Annotated in this window: 14 protein-coding genes and 2 tRNA genes; 12 read left to right on the top strand and 4 right to left on the bottom strand. The window is 56.2% G+C overall.

What is annotated here, in order from left to right:
- The first annotated feature begins 1 nt into the window (after position 1).
- From B4U49_RS15870 to B4U49_RS15815, 12 genes are all read left to right on the top strand, one after another.
- Positions 2-835, top strand: a complete 834-nt coding sequence (locus B4U49_RS15870; protein WP_078085588.1) for a hypothetical protein — start codon at positions 2-4, stop codon at positions 833-835.
- 75 nt (positions 836-910) lie between these two features.
- Complete coding sequence (locus tag B4U49_RS15865) at positions 911-1,687, top strand: sigma-70 family RNA polymerase sigma factor (RefSeq protein ID WP_078085587.1); 777 nt, start codon at positions 911-913, stop codon at positions 1,685-1,687.
- 297 nt (positions 1,688-1,984) lie between these two features.
- Positions 1,985-2,608: a MotA/TolQ/ExbB proton channel family protein gene (locus B4U49_RS15860; RefSeq protein WP_078085586.1), complete on the top strand. Its 624-nt coding sequence runs from the start codon at positions 1,985-1,987 to the stop codon at positions 2,606-2,608.
- A gap of 29 nt (positions 2,609-2,637) precedes the next feature.
- Positions 2,638-3,057, top strand: coding sequence for an ExbD/TolR family protein (locus tag B4U49_RS15855; RefSeq protein WP_078085585.1), 420 nt, complete (start codon positions 2,638-2,640; stop codon positions 3,055-3,057).
- 111 nt (positions 3,058-3,168) lie between these two features.
- On the top strand, positions 3,169-5,007 hold the full coding sequence (msbA, locus tag B4U49_RS15850) for a lipid A export permease/ATP-binding protein MsbA (RefSeq protein ID WP_078085584.1): 1,839 nt from the start codon (positions 3,169-3,171) through the stop codon (positions 5,005-5,007).
- A 38-nt stretch (positions 5,008-5,045) separates the two neighbouring features.
- Positions 5,046-6,077, top strand: coding sequence for a tetraacyldisaccharide 4'-kinase (gene lpxK / locus B4U49_RS15845; RefSeq protein ID WP_078085583.1), 1,032 nt, complete (start codon positions 5,046-5,048; stop codon positions 6,075-6,077).
- Positions 6,074-6,847 carry a 3-deoxy-manno-octulosonate cytidylyltransferase gene (gene kdsB, locus B4U49_RS15840; protein ID WP_078085582.1) on the top strand — a complete coding sequence of 258 codons (774 nt, stop codon included), beginning with the start codon at positions 6,074-6,076 and terminating at the stop codon, positions 6,845-6,847. Before lpxK ends, kdsB begins: the two co-directional genes overlap by 4 nt.
- Before the next feature lie 69 nt (positions 6,848-6,916).
- Positions 6,917-7,933, top strand: coding sequence for a UDP-N-acetylmuramate dehydrogenase (gene murB, locus B4U49_RS15835; RefSeq protein ID WP_078085581.1), 1,017 nt, complete (start codon positions 6,917-6,919; stop codon positions 7,931-7,933).
- Between the two features lie 468 nt (positions 7,934-8,401).
- On the top strand, positions 8,402-9,046 hold the full coding sequence (locus tag B4U49_RS15830; RefSeq protein WP_078085580.1) for a response regulator: 645 nt from the start codon (positions 8,402-8,404) through the stop codon (positions 9,044-9,046).
- A gap of 103 nt (positions 9,047-9,149) precedes the next feature.
- Entirely contained in the window at positions 9,150-10,964 is a 1,815-nt protein-coding gene (uvrC, locus tag B4U49_RS15825) for an excinuclease ABC subunit UvrC (RefSeq protein ID WP_078085579.1), read from the top strand.
- Between the two features lie 102 nt (positions 10,965-11,066).
- Entirely contained in the window at positions 11,067-11,633 is a 567-nt protein-coding gene (gene pgsA, locus B4U49_RS15820; RefSeq protein ID WP_078085578.1) for a CDP-diacylglycerol--glycerol-3-phosphate 3-phosphatidyltransferase, read from the top strand.
- A 143-nt stretch (positions 11,634-11,776) separates the two neighbouring features.
- Positions 11,777-12,361 (top strand): HNH endonuclease family protein, encoded by a 585-nt coding sequence (locus B4U49_RS15815; RefSeq protein ID WP_239692665.1) that lies wholly within the window; start codon positions 11,777-11,779, stop codon positions 12,359-12,361.
- Positions 12,362-12,394: 33 nt separating this feature from the next.
- On the opposite strand, the gene B4U49_RS15810 is transcribed toward B4U49_RS15815, so the two are convergent.
- From B4U49_RS15810 to B4U49_RS19290, 4 genes are all read right to left on the bottom strand, one after another.
- Positions 12,395-13,762: a serine hydrolase domain-containing protein gene (locus B4U49_RS15810; protein WP_078085576.1), complete on the bottom strand. Its 1,368-nt coding sequence runs from the start codon at positions 13,760-13,762 to the stop codon at positions 12,395-12,397.
- A 99-nt stretch (positions 13,763-13,861) separates the two neighbouring features.
- Positions 13,862-13,947, bottom strand: a tRNA-Leu gene (locus B4U49_RS15805).
- Positions 13,948-14,019: 72 nt separating this feature from the next.
- A tRNA-Cys gene (locus B4U49_RS15800) sits at positions 14,020-14,093 on the bottom strand.
- A 132-nt stretch (positions 14,094-14,225) separates the two neighbouring features.
- On the bottom strand, positions 14,226-14,529 hold a 304-nt coding region (locus B4U49_RS19290), incomplete at its 5' end, for a hypothetical protein (protein WP_204903061.1).

Below are 14,529 nucleotides of genomic sequence, written 5' to 3'. Positions count from 1 at the left end.
CATGAAGATTAAACCGATTGCTGGCGCGGTTGTGTTCGCTGCCGGCTTAGCTACTTCCACGGGCCTCCCGGCGGAGCAGTGGAAATATTCCCTGGGTACCGATATCAGCAGCGGTGACTACGGTAACAGTCAGGAAACCGATATTGTTTCGACCCCGTTTACCGTCAGCTATTCACCCAATACCAGCTGGACGTTCAAGGCTTCACTGCCGTGGACGCAGATTGAAGGTCCCGGCGGGGTTGTGCCCGGTGGTGACGGTGGTTTCGTCGTCGGCCCGGGAAATGGTAACGGGCAGGGTAATGGCAACGGTAATAACCCGGGTGGCGAGACAGATACGGTAATTACCAGTGAGTCTGGCCTCGGTGACCTCTGGCTGACCGGCACCTACAGCCTGGAGCCCGTCGCACAGCGTTACTTTGTAGATCTGTCGGCAAAGTACAAGGTGCCACTGGCCGATGAGGCGAAAGGCCTTGGCACTGGCGAAGCCGATTTCACCCTGCAGACAGAAGTGTTCACTGTGGTGGACAACTTCACGCCATTCGTCACCCTGGCCAAGAAATTCAAGGGCGATCTGCCTGAAGTTGAGCTGCGTAATGTCTGGTACGCCTCCGTGGGCAGCGGTTATCGGCTGGATGAGGTCTCCAGTATCGGCGCATCTCTCGATTACCAGCAGGCTGCCGTTGCGGGCAACGATCCGCAGACCGAAATTTTCGGCTACTACAGCCACAAGCTCAGTGCACAGTGGAGCGGCATGCTCTACGGCTACGTCGGACTGGCGGACGGCAGCCCCGACCAGGGTTTTGGCATTCAGGTCAACTATCGACCAGCTAACTGATTAATACTTTTCCCTCTGCGATTCCGCTTTGCTGTTGAAACGGCGGGATCCAGAAACACTCAGGAGAAAACAGCGATGAAGATTCCATTCAAGTCTACTGCGATGGCTGCAGCCCTGGCTGGCCTGGTCAGCGTGCCACTGGTTTGGGCCGACGAAGACATGCCAGAGACGGATACCACCGAAGTCGTTGAAATAGCGGAAACGGTTCCCGGTGAGCGGATTGCCGGCTATTTCAGTGAGTTTTTCGGGGAGGAATCCTCCAGTGTGGTGGCAGGACTGCGCGACGGTAGCATCCAGTACGTAGAGCCGCTTCCGGAAGGTGAGGAAGTGGTTGTCGATACCGATACGGACACCACCGAAACCGACGGAACGGAAGTCGATGCCCCTGAAGTAGAAGATGGCGGCGAGCCAGGCAACGGCATGGGTTACGGCAACGTGCTGATCACCATGGCGCTGGCCGAACAGCTGGCCGGTATGTCTGCTGCTGAAGCGCTCGAGGGCGAGGAGGGCATGACAGCCCACGAATCCCTGAACGAAATCCTGCGCATGCGCCAGGTAGACGGTATGGGCTGGGGCCAGATTGCCCGCGAGCTGGGTGTCAATCTTGGTGAAGTAGTGAGCGGTATTCGTTCCAACCGTCCGGATATGACCGAAAAAATGGCCGCTCGTGACGAGCGTGCCGCAGCGCGCTCCGAGGCTCGTGCAGAGCGCGAACTGGCGCGCGCCGAGAAGGTGGCCAAGGTCGAAAAGGCGGAGCGCGTTGCCAAGCTGGATCGTCCGGAAAGACCGGTTCGTCCGGAAAAGGCCGAGCGTCCTGAAAAGCCGCAGCGCCCCGATCGTCCGGGACGTTAAGCGGAAGTCAGCCGCAATCGACAGGGGCTCTCACGATGAGGGCTCCGCAAAAAAACCGCCTTCGGGCGGTTTTTTTGTTGCAATACCGGTATCGCATGGAGTGACTGTTTAGCCGGATCCCCCTGGGGTCGGCTTGACTGTCTGGAAGTGTGCCGGATCAGGGTGGTGTGGAACTTCGTTCACAGAGATAAAATTCATATTGCTCAAGCACTTAGCCAACCGGGAGAGCTGTGGTAGAGTCTCCGACTTAGCTAGAACCCATAACAAAACCCTTCCGCAGTCTGGGGCGTATAAAAAGTGTTAGAGATTATCAAGTCCGGCGGCTGGTTGATGCTGCCTATCCTGCTCTGTTCCGTAGCTGTTATCGCGATTTTCATCGAGCGTTTGTGGACGCTCAACGAGCGAAAAATCGCCCCCCGTGCGCTGCTGGGTGAGGTCTGGAGCTCGCTCAAGAACAACCAATTGACCACGGAAAAGATCAAGGCATTGCGCGATTCCAGCCAGCTGGGGCGTATTTTTGCCGCGGGTCTCGCCAATTCGAAACATGGCCGTGAGGTCATGAAAGACAGTATTGAAGAGGCTGCCAGCCAGGTGGTGCACGAGCTGGAGCGTTTCCTGAATGTGCTGGGCACCATTGCCGCTGTGGCGCCGTTGATTGGTCTGCTGGGTACCGTGGTGGGCATGATCCAGGTATTTACCGCCATCATGTTGGAAGGCACGGGCAATGCGGGTGTACTGGCCGGGGGTATCTCCCAGGCGCTGATCACCACCGCAGCGGGCCTGAGCGTGGCGATCCCGGCGTTGATGGCGCATCGTTACTTCCAGCGCCGCGTGGACTCCATCGTGGTGACCATGGAGCAGGAGGCCGTCAAACTGGTCGACGCCCTGCACAGTGACCGCCGTATCGAAGCAGCGGCCTGAGCGCTCAATCACAGATTCAGGAGCGCTTGATGCAATTCCGTCGCCAGAGTACAGAGCAGGATGGGGTGAACCTCACGCCATTGATTGATGTGGTGTTTCTGCTGCTGATCTTTTTTATGGTTTCCACCACCTTTACCAAAGAGAGTCATCTAGAGCTCAACTTGCCGGAGGCCTCGGGCCCCCAGGCAGAGAGTCCACCCTCTACCATAGAGGTGCTGATCAATGCTGACGGCTCTTATTCCGTTGATGGCCGGGCACTGATCAACAAGAAACTCGCCACTCTCAAATCTGCACTGTCGGAAGTGTCCGGTGGCGAGTACAATCGCCCGCTGATCATTACCGCAGACGCCACCGCGCAACATCAGGCGGTGGTTCGTGCCATGGATGCCGCGGGCCAGCTGGGATTTGTTCATCTCAGCATCACCACCCGGCAGCCGGACGAACAGTAATCTATAAAGTGTTGAACCGCTGGATACGACGCATGCCGTATTCACAATGTCCCCGCAGCTGGTACGCAGCCGCGGGTGGTCTGTTGCGGAGAACACGCTGCCAAGATATTTATGGATAAATCCCCCCAGCCGGTGCTCAAGCCCCGTGACGGCGGCAGAACCTATCGCCGCCTGCTTTCTTACGCTGTACCACAGTGGCCGCTGTTTGTTGTCGCGGTGCTCGGATTCCTGCTGTTTTCCAGTATGGAAGTGGTGCTGATTGCCGTCACCGAACTGCTGCTGGATGCCGTAGGCGTCGGCATCGAGCAGGGACGGGGATTTTTGTCGAAGTATGTTGCCGGGTTTTTCCCAGGCGGGATCATGCCTCAGGAGACTGCCCGCTGGCTGGTACCGTCCGCGATGCTGGTGATCATTATGCTGCGCGCGGTGGGGAATTTTGTCGGTAGTTATGGCCTCTCTTATGTGGCACGGGCAGTGATCCATCAGTTGCGCACCGAGCTGTTCGAGCATATCGGCCAGTTGCCCAGCAGTTATTTCGATCGCTACACCGGTGCCTTCCTGATTTCCAAGGTCGCCTACAACGTGGAGCAGGTGACCAACTCCATTACCAAGGCACTGCGGACCCTGATCCGTTCCTCCTTTACTGCCATTGGTCTGCTGACCTATCTGTTGCTGGTGAACTGGCAGCTGACCCTGACATTTTTCCTGTTTGTGCCGATTATCGCGGGCATTGTGAGTATTGTTGGTCGCCGTTTCCGCAAGCTTAGCCATCGGATCCAGAACACCATGGGCGATGTGACCCATGTGACTCAGGAAGCAATCAACGGCTACGAAGTCGTCCGTATGTACGGAGGCCGAGCCTATGAAAACGCTCGTTTTAATGCTGCAAGCAATGCCAACCGTCAGCAGTTTATGAAACTGGTGGTGGCCGACAATGCCAGCGTGTCGGTGATCCAGACCCTGGTGGGGCTGGCTACCGCGGTGCTGGTGTGGTTTGCCCTGGCGCCCGGTATGGTGGAATCCATGACCGCTGGCGTGTTTGCTTCCTATATTGGCGCCGCGGCCTCGCTGGCGAAGCCAATCAGAAATCTCTCCGAGGTCTATGCCGAGATTCAGAAAGGGATTGCCGCGGCGGAAAGCATTTTCGAGGTGTTTGACGCACCCAAGGAGCCCACTGGCGGCGATCTGCAACTGCCAAGCCCTGTAACCGGGGCAGTGACTTTCGAGCATCTCGGTTTCCGCTATTCCGAAGACGGCCCGGAAGTACTGAGTGATATCGATTTCTCGGTGCGCGCAGGACAGACGGTTGCCCTGGTGGGGGCGTCCGGGTCCGGCAAAACCACACTGGTCAGTCTGTTATCCCGATTTTACGATCCTACGTCCGGGCGAATCCTGTTGGACGGGGTGGATATTACCGATGTGCCGGTTGCGGAGTTGCGCGAGCAGATCAGTCTGGTCTCGCAGAATATCGTGCTGTTTAACGATACGGTGTATCGCAACATCGCTTACGGCGAGCTCGAGGGCAAGCCCGAAGCGGATGTAGAGCGTGTGGTAGACCTGGCCCACGCGCGCGACTTTATCGAAGAGTTGCCGGATGGCCTCAATACGGTGCTCGGGGATAACGCCCAGATTCTTTCCGGTGGTCAGCGTCAGCGACTGGCTATTGCGCGGGCGCTGCTCAAGGATTCACCGGTGCTGGTGCTGGATGAAGCGACATCTGCCCTGGATAACGCGTCCGAGCGTCACATCCAGGCTGCGCTCGCTGAGGTGATGAAAAATCGTACGACATTTGTGATCGCGCATCGTCTGAGTACCATTGAAAATGCAGATTGTATCCTGGTCATGGATCAGGGGCGTATTGTCGAAAGTGGCACCCACCGTGAATTGCTGGAGCGCGGCGGTCGATACGCGCTGTTACTTCAGCAGCAGTCCGGCGGAGCCATTGGCTGAGATAAAAATTCGAAACGGGGATAGGAGCGCATCGCGCAATGTCGCTTGAAGACTGGTTGAACAAACGCTGGTATCCGGCCACCGAGGGCGGTGAAGAAAACGGTACTCAGCTGCCTTTGCTGGCGCCGCTGGAGCTTGCGTTCCGCCACGGCAGTCGCTGGCGCAAGCAACGTAATCAACCAGAGCCGTTACCAGTGCCGGTAATCGTGGTAGGAAATATTACCGTTGGCGGCGCTGGCAAAACGCCTCTGGTCGCCGAGCTCGGCCGTTGGTTGAAAGAGCGGGGACGTAATCCCGGCATTATCAGTCGCGGTTACGGCGGTCGCGCCAAGCACTATCCCTACAATGTCACCGCCGAATCCCACCCTCTGGAATCCGGTGACGAACCGCTCATGCTGCACCTGATGACCGGTCTGCCGGTTATGGTGTCTCCCAAGCGTGCGGAAGCAGCGACTGCCCTGATTGCTGATCATGGCTGCGACGTAATCCTTTCTGACGATGGTCTCCAGCACTATGGTCTGTGGCGTAGTATGGAAATCTGTGTCGTGGATGGTCAGCGCGGTCTCGGCAACGAGCATTTGTTGCCCCGCGGCCCGCTTCGGGAATCCGCAGATCGACTGCGCAGTGTGGACATGGTCGTGGTTAACGGTCAGCCCAATGCCCTGGTGGAATCCCAGGTGGGTGAGGAACGCGACTTCACCATGGAGTTGCAGCCGTCGCTCTGGCATCAGTTCAATCTCGATCAGACATCTACCCTGAAAATTGAGTCGGGCCCGGAAGTAGGGCCGTGTCACGGGGTGGCGGCGATTGGTAATCCCCAGCGGTTTTTTAACGCGTTGCGGGATATCGGTTTTACCGTGATGGAGATGGCCTTTCCGGACCATCACCAGTTCTGCCAGCAGGAATTGCAGTTAGACGGAGTGACGCCCGTGATCATGACCATGAAAGATGCGGTCAAATGCCGGGATTTCTGGCAGGGTCACTGGTGGGCCATGGAGGCGCGGGCCCAGCTGCCGGATCTTTTTTATCAACGAATTCATCAACACCTGCAGAGTTTTGAGCCCGCATGACCGATACCATCCCCTTCGAGTTCGATATCATTATCCCCGCGCGATTTGCCTCGAGCCGCCTGCCCGGCAAGCCGCTGGCGGATATCGCCGGTAAACCTATGGTGCAACGGGTATACGAACGCGCCAGTGAGAGCGCCGCGCAGCAGGTGTTTGTGGCTACTGACGACATGCGGGTCGCAGAAGTGGTGCAGGGATTTGGCGGCAAGGTTTGCATGACCAGTGCCAGCCACGCTTCCGGAACCGATCGCCTGCAGGAAGTCGCGGCGAATCTGGAGCTGGCTGAAGACCGGATTCTGGTGAACGTGCAGGGGGATGAGCCCCTGATTCCACCGGCGGTGATCAATCAGGTTGCCGCGAATCTGGCGCGCAACAGTGCCGCAGGTGTCGCGACCCTGGCAGAGCCGATCTCATCGGTAGAAGACTTCCTCAATCCGAATATCGTGAAGGTGGTTGCCGAAGAGTCGGGGCTGGCACGTTATTTTTCCCGCGCTCCTATCCCCTGGCCGCGAGATGCATTTGCCCGCGAGCAGCAGTCGTTGCCGGAAGGCCTGCAGCCGCGGCGCCATATTGGCATCTATGCTTACCGGGCAGGGCTGTTGAACCATTTTGTCAGTTGGCCCATGGCGCCGATCGAGAAGTTTGAGGCGCTGGAGCAATTGCGTTTCCTGTATCACGGCCACGCAATCCATGTGGATGATGCTTGTGAAGAGGTTCCTGGCGGTGTGGATACCGAACATGACCTCGAGCGGATGCGCGCTCTTTTTGCCTAATTTGTGATGTGCCCGCGTAGGGCGGCCCGGTGCACGAATTCAAAGTGCCGGGACATAGAGCGGTATCAGATGATTCAGTCAGACGTAGATCTACAGCCTTTCAACACTATGACCATTGCCGCGCGGGCACGGTATTTCTGCGCCGCAACGACGCTGGATGAGCTGCGCGAAGCGCTCGAGTTTGCCCGCACAAAACAACTTCCCATCCTTCCCCTTGGCGGTGGCAGTAATATCGTTCTGACTGGTGACTTTCCTGGTCTCGCTGTTCATCTGGGGATGCGCGGGTTGGAATTCGATCCGCTCGACGATGGGGTTCGTATTCATGCCGCTGCGGGTGAGAACTGGCATCAGCTGGTCATGCGCAGTGTCGAACTGGGGTATGGTGGGCTAGAAAATCTGGCACTGATTCCGGGAAATATCGGTGCGACACCAATCCAGAATATCGGTGCTTACGGTGTCGAGCTCAAAGATACGTTCGAGCAATTGACGGCGATGGAAATTGCTAGCGGAAATCTCGTCAGCTTTTCCGCTGAGGACTGTCAGTTCGGTTACCGGGACAGTATCTTCAAGGGGGCCGCAAAGGACCGTTACCTTATCTGTGAAGTGGTACTGAAACTGCCCCGAATCTGGCAGCCGCACGTCTCTTACCCGGCATTACAGCAGTACTTTGCCGACCACGGACACCCTCTGGATGAGCTGACCCCTGCCGTCGTAGCCAATGCAGTTATTGATATCCGTAATAGCAAGCTCCCGAACCCTGTCGAAATACCCAATGCGGGTAGCTTTTTTAAAAACCCGGTAGTGGATGAGTCGCTGTATACCGCCCTCAAAGCTGCACATCCTGGGCTGGTGGCATTTGAATCCGGCAGTCACTGGAAGTTGGCGGCCGGCTGGCTTATTGATCAGGCCGGCTGGCGTGGTTACGTTAAAGACGGGGTAGGGGTCCACGACCGACAAGCGTTGGTGCTGGTGAATCCGGGACATCGATGTGGCAGTGAGGTGGTGAACCTGGCCCGCGAAATCGCCAGTGATATCCAAAAGAAATTTGGGGTGACTCTGGAACCAGAGCCGCGCTTCTACCCGTAAGTTAGTCAGAGAGGGTCATTCATGGTCTTGAGAGGGCACCTTTGCGCCTCTCGCAGCTCAAGCTGGTTAGAACATTTTTTCCCCTAATGCGGCATAAATGATAATGAGTGCCATTATTTTTCCGGCGAATTTTGTAGCGATCATTAACCCAATAGTGGCAGTGTCCACAGTTATTTCAGTTGCCGGAAATTCGCCTTAAAAGCATGCGGTATGAATCACCATTGACCGCAATCTTTCCGTTATATTGACCTGAAATAACCGGAAAGTCGTCGCCTTTTATCTGTGGATGCTGGGTGCTCTCTCACTTTGCACCGTGACATTTGTCTGGTATGTTGACTCAGGGCTCTGTGGATGGATCTTTGCGGGTATAACCCGCTGAGCAATAACAAAAAACGTGATTTTGTGCAGGGGAGGTTTAATAGGAAATTCTTGCACAAGGTCAGCTGAAAATCCGTGGTTGGGGCTAAATTGATAAAAGTCTTAGTGGTAGACGATCACGATTTGGTGCGCATGGGAATATCGCGCATGCTGGGTGACGTCGATGATGTCCAGGTGGTAGGTCAAGCCAAGAGTGGCGAAGAAGCTATCGCTTTTGTACGGGAAGCTGAGGTCGATGTCATTCTCATGGACGTGAGAATGCCCGGCATGGGTGGCCTGGAAGCCACCCGTAAGCTCATTTCCCGATTTCCTCACGCCAAAGTCATCGCCGTCAGCGCGCTGGACGATGATCTTTTTCCCAGCCGCCTGATTCAGGCCGGTGCTATGGGTTATGTCACCAAGGGGGCCGATCTCGAGGAAATGGTGCGCGCAATTCACTCTGTGGTCGCTGGTGAAACTTACATCAGCAGTTCCATGGCAACCAAACTGGCGTTGCGTAGTGTGAGCGGTGGTTCTTCTCCGTTCGAGGATCTGTCCGAGAGGGAGCTCCAGACCGCGGTGATGATTGTCAACGGCAACAAAGTGTCGGAAATTGCCGAGACACTGTCCGTTAGTCCGAAAACCGTGAACACCTATCGCTATCGGATTTTCGAGAAGCTGGGCCTGCACTCCGATGTAGAGCTGACGCTGCTCGCCGTGAAGCATAATGTGCTGGATCCGGAAGAAGCGGTTTAGGGCGCGCAAGCCTTTATCCGTGTAAAATCCGTTTTCCTCTATACATAAGTTAAGAAGCAGGGGCCATTTGGCCCCTGTTTTGTTGTTGGCTCAAGAAGCGGCTATGTTCGACAGCAAGCGTTTTCTCACAACGGTGACCCGCAAGCCCGGGGTGTACCAGATGTTTGACGCCCAGGGTAAGGTGCTGTACGTCGGTAAAGCGAAGAATCTGCGCAATCGTTTGGGCAGTTATTTTCGGGCCAGTGGTCTCACCGCTAAAACCATGGCGTTAGTGGAAAAGATCGCGGATATCGAGGTTACGGTCACTCGCAGTGAAACCGAAGCTCTGGTGTTAGAGCAAAGCCTGATCAAATCCCAGCGGCCGCCCTACAATGTCATGTTGAAGGATGACAAGGGCTATCCATATATTTTTTTGTCCAGCAAGGATACTTTCCCCCGTATTGCATTCCATCGAGGGGCCAAGCGAAAGAAAGGCGATTATTTCGGCCCATTCCCCAATGCCTCATCAGTGCGAGACAGTCTCAACTTCCTGCAGAAAACATTTCGAATTCGTTCCTGCGAAGACAGTGTTTTCGCCAATCGATCGCGGCCGTGTTTGCAATACCAGATTGAGCGGTGCACCGCGCCTTGCGTAGACTTTATCAGTGCGGAAGACTACCAGGCGGATGTACGCCACGCGCAGATGTTCCTGGCGGGTAAAAGCGACAGCATTGTCCGCGAACTGGCAGAGGAAATGGAGCGCGCTTCTGTGGCGCTGGAGTTTGAAAAGGCGGCACGTTTGCGTGACCAGATTGTCGCCTTGCGCCGCCTGCAATCAGATCAGGTGGCGGAAAGCGGTGGCGCTGATGTGGATGTCCTCGGTGTGGCGACGTCTGGCGGCCTCTGCTGTGTACACGTCCTGTTTATCCGGCAGGGGCGCATTCTCGGTAGTCGCAGTTACTATCCCAGTGAAAAGCTGGGGTTGGACGATGCCGCGCTGCTTTCCGCCTTTATCCCCCAGTTCTACCTGGGTAACAACCGTGAGCTGCCGCGCCAGATACTTGTGTCCGAGCCTCTTGAGGACATTGAGGCGCTACAGCAGGCGCTCACCGAGCAGGCTGGCAAGGATATCCAGGTGGTCAACCGTCTGCGTGGGAACCGTGCTACCTGGGTGGAGATGGCCCAGCAGGCGGCACGCCAGAATCTGCAGAGTCGTACTGCTTCCCAGCAGAAGTTGCAGGATCGCTTCGAAAACCTTCAGGAGGTACTCCGGCTGGGAGAGCTACCGGAGAGACTGGAGTGTTTTGATATCAGTCATTCCAGTGGTGAGGCCACTGTCGCCTCCTGTGTGGTTTTTGATACCGGAGGCCCGGTCAAATCGGATTATCGCCGCTTCAATATCGAAGGAATTACCGCGGGCGATGATTACGCGGCAATGGGACAGGCTCTCAAGCGCCGTTACACCCGTTTGTCCAGCGGTGAGGGGCGTTTCCCTAACATTCTCCTGATTGACGGCGGCGAAGGGCAGGTGGCTCAGGCGGTAGATACCCTTAATGAGCTGAGTATCACCGGTGTACAGATCATTGGCGTTGCCAAAGGCACCACGCGCAAAGCGGGGTTCGAGACTCTACACATTGTGGCGGAGGGGCGAGAGCTGGTATTGGAATCCGATTCGCCGGCGCTGCACCTGATTCAGCAGGTGCGGGATGAGGCCCATCGCTTCGCCATTACCGGTCACCGGCAGCGGCGCGATAAGAAGCGTCGTGAATCCCCGCTGGAGGGCATCCCGGGAGTTGGCCCAGCCAGGCGACGGGCGCTGTTGCATCATTTTGGTGGGTTACAGGAGATCCTGCGTGCATCCGTCAACGAGCTCGCCAGTGTGGAGGGAGTAAGCCGCAAACTCGCCCAGGATATATACTCGACCCTGCACAATGAATAGTCGGCGGCGAAGGATTCGCCTGATGGCGTTTATTTTTGTATTCCAGATTGCTAAGTTACGCACTGCCGACGATGTGTGTTCAGCGACTGAAGAAGGACCAGCATGACTCTCGCTAACCAATTGACCCTGTTGCGCGTTGCGCTGATCCCCGTGTTTGTGCTGGTATTTTACCTTCCTTACAAGTGGAGCTATATCGCCTCAGCCCTTATTTTCTCTATCGCTGCCGCCACCGACTGGCTGGATGGCTACATTGCCCGCAAGCTCAATCAGAGTACGCCTTTCGGCGCCTTCCTCGATCCCGTAGCGGACAAGTTGATGGTGGCAACCGCACTGGTGCTGTTGGTTGACCTCCACGATTACCTCTTTTTTACGATTGCAGCAGCGATCATTATCGGCCGCGAGATCGCCGTATCGGCGCTGCGGGAGTGGATGGCTGAGCTGGGGCTGCGCAGCAGCGTGGCCGTCAACTATATCGGTAAAATCAAAACCACTGCCCAGATGGCGGCCATCATCGTATTGCTGGCGTTTGATGTGCGTGAGTTTCCGGTGATGGAGACCATTGGCTACATCCTGCTCTACGTAGCTGCAGCGCTGACGCTCTGGACCATGGTGGTGTACCTGCGCGCTGCATGGCCGGCATTGACCGGCGATGAAACCGGTAAGAGCTGACGCTTCCTGGCGGCAATGTTGCCGCCTTCCTTCCCTGATTTAGAACCGGTTCCGCAATCCTGGCATCCGGTGATTTTCGCGCCGAAAAATATTCTGTACGATCGTTCCATTCGAGTAATAACACGACAATGGAGCGTTTCGCGGTGCGTTTACGGCTAACCAGATTTTTCCAGCCCGGTAAATTTTCTTATTCACTGTTCGTCGCGATTTCGCTGGGCGCACTTTCATCTCTGAGCTATGCGCAGGATTACGATCGGCGCGAATGGCTGCCCAGGTGGTCGGACAGCGACCGGGACTGCCAGGATACCCGCCACGAACTGTTGATCCGATACTCACTCTCCCCGGTGATATTTACCGCGCGAGACAATTGCCGGGTCGCGTTTGGTCTCTGGATGGATCCATATACCGGCGGCTTTTTTGAAAAGGCATCTGATCTGGACGTTGAGCATATCGTGCCGCTGAAGTGGGCCCATGACCACGGCGCTGCGAGCTGGAGTCGCGAGAAAAAACGTCAGTTTGCAGAGGACCCGGAGAACCTATGGCTGGTGGATGATGGTCGCAACCAGAGCAAGGGGCACCGCGGGCCGGACGAGTGGATGCCGCCCTATGGCCCGGTGCGCCGCCACTATATCCAGCGCTTTCTGGCGGTAGTGGAAAAGTACGGTCTTGAGTCCAGTGAGGAAGAGGGGCGGATTTTTCTTGCGCTGCTTGAAAGTCGTCATGGTTGATGATCATGGGATAAGGTGGAGTTCCTGCGCAGATCAATCGGGGAGGGCGTCCAGGAGTTCACCGAAGCGCGATTCCACCGGGTAGGGCGATGCTGACCAGCCAAGGCGCACAATGACAGCGTGTTGGCTCGGGCATACCATCAGCTTTTGCTCCCGATTTCCCAGCATAAAGTAGCTATCCACCGGAAGCGTTGGATGCAGTAGTGGTGCTTCTTCCTCTCTGCCGCGATTCAGCCATAGCTGGTAACCGTAGCGGCTGTCATTGAGGCTGGTGTTGGGCGCGGTCGCGCGGTGTATCCATCCGCGATCCAGTACACGCTTTCCCCGAAGGATCCCATTGTTTAGCAGCAGGGTTCCGAGTCGTGCCCAGTCCCTGCCATCCGCGTAGCCATAGGAGCTGCCGACAAAGACCCCATCGCCGTCAGTCTCCAGCAGGAGGCTGCGCAACCCCATAGGGCGGATAAATTCACTCAGTAGGAACGCCTGCAACTTTTCTGTGCCTCCCAGCCGTTTGTGCATCCAGCGGGCGAGCAGGTTGGTCGATCCTGAAGAGTAAGAAAAGCGTGCGCCCGGAGTGCATTCAAGCGGGCGCTGCAGCGCATAGCGCGATGCAGGTTGATCGCCAAACAGCATGCGGGAGACGTCGGTTGCGGGGTGGTACCGCTCATCAAATGCCAGCCCGTCACACATTTGCAGTAAATTTTCCAGGCCGATGTGGCGGCGCGCATCGCGACTCCACCCCGGGAAAAGGTTGTGCTCCCGAGCATCTGCCAGTCCCAGTGTTTCCATCCTGCCAATTAGCATTGCGGTAACACTCTTCGTCATCGACCAGCCGAGAAGTTTTGTATTTGCTGTGATGCCGTCTTCGTAGGCTTCCGCGATCACACTATCCCCTTGCACTACCACAAGTGCGCGGGTGTCCAGGCCCCTACGCACGTCCTCTTGCAGTTGTCGTTCAACCAGCTTCTGAAGGGGAGGGTGCGTGCTGATCTGATCTCGGAGTTTTGTGCGGTAATTCGGGTTTGGTGCTGGAGAGCGCAGGGTGCAACGCATTGCCTGGTCGCGTTGATGGGTAGGGGGAACCAGCTGCGCCCCCAGAATTGGATCGAACTGTGCCTGCGCGTATGCAAACTTTCCACACTGCGCTTTCGTTATTGTACCTGTGTGGCTCACGCGAACCAGTGAAAACAGGGGGGAGTAGTTGCGCAGGTCCCTGTGGATTTTCTCATCGCTGAATCTGGAAATATGGTGTGCCGAGCAGGCGAGCTTCGCACTCATGCTGGCAAGCAGGTGCAGCGACTCTCGCGGTGAGGGCAAAGGCTTGGTGCGCAAGTAGCGGTAGACCAGCAGTAGTGCGACAAGGCTGGATAAAGCGATTGCAATAAGGGTGGCGCTATCCATCCGGTATCCATCCCAATGGGGTGCTCGCGCAAATGGCGGAAAGCAGGTGCGACAAAGATGATCTGTTAATCTTGGGGAAGTTTAGGAAAGAAAGGGAGGTGGTGCCCGGGGCGGGACTTGAACCCGCACGGCCAGAAGCCGAGGGATTTTAAATCCCTTGTGTCTACCAATTCCACCACCCGGGCCAGGAGGTGTTCACCTGGCACCCTGTGGTGCCAGTGAGATTGGCCAGCTCTGCTGAGCTCGCCAGGAGAATATGGAGGCTAGGGTCGGAATCGAACCGGCGTACACGGAGTTGCAGTCCGCTGCATGACCACTCTGCCACCTAGCCTGAATATCGCATTTGAGCGATGAAAACGCCGCGGATTCTAGCGGATACAATCCAAAAATCCTAGCATTTTCTGATACTTACGTGCCGCTGGGCGTGTAAGAGGGCGCTATTCTATGGGTTGTCGGGGATTAGTCAAGCGGAAGTGTAGATGAGTTGCGAGAAGGTGGGAATTTGACCACAAATCAGCCGATTACCCGGCTTAATAACTGAAGGCAATTTCTCAAAATTTTCTATTGCCAAATGTTCTAAAGTTTTCGGGAATCCAGCTGGCAAAACCCGGGGTCTAGCCAATACTGAATGTAGCTGGCTTGCACACATCTCCCCCCACGTCGTGTTTAGTAGTGCCGGCCGGATGCCTTCCTCCATACGGGCATCCAGTGTGTTGTAAGGATGAAATCCTCCAAGTTTCACTCCTAATGGTCTTGGCCCTGACGCT

The organism is Microbulbifer mangrovi (assembly GCF_002009015.1).
Classification (GTDB): Bacteria; Pseudomonadota; Gammaproteobacteria; order Pseudomonadales; family Cellvibrionaceae; genus Microbulbifer; species Microbulbifer mangrovi.
Note: the sequence above shows the minus strand (reverse complement) of the source record. Positions and strands in the feature narration are given on the sequence as shown.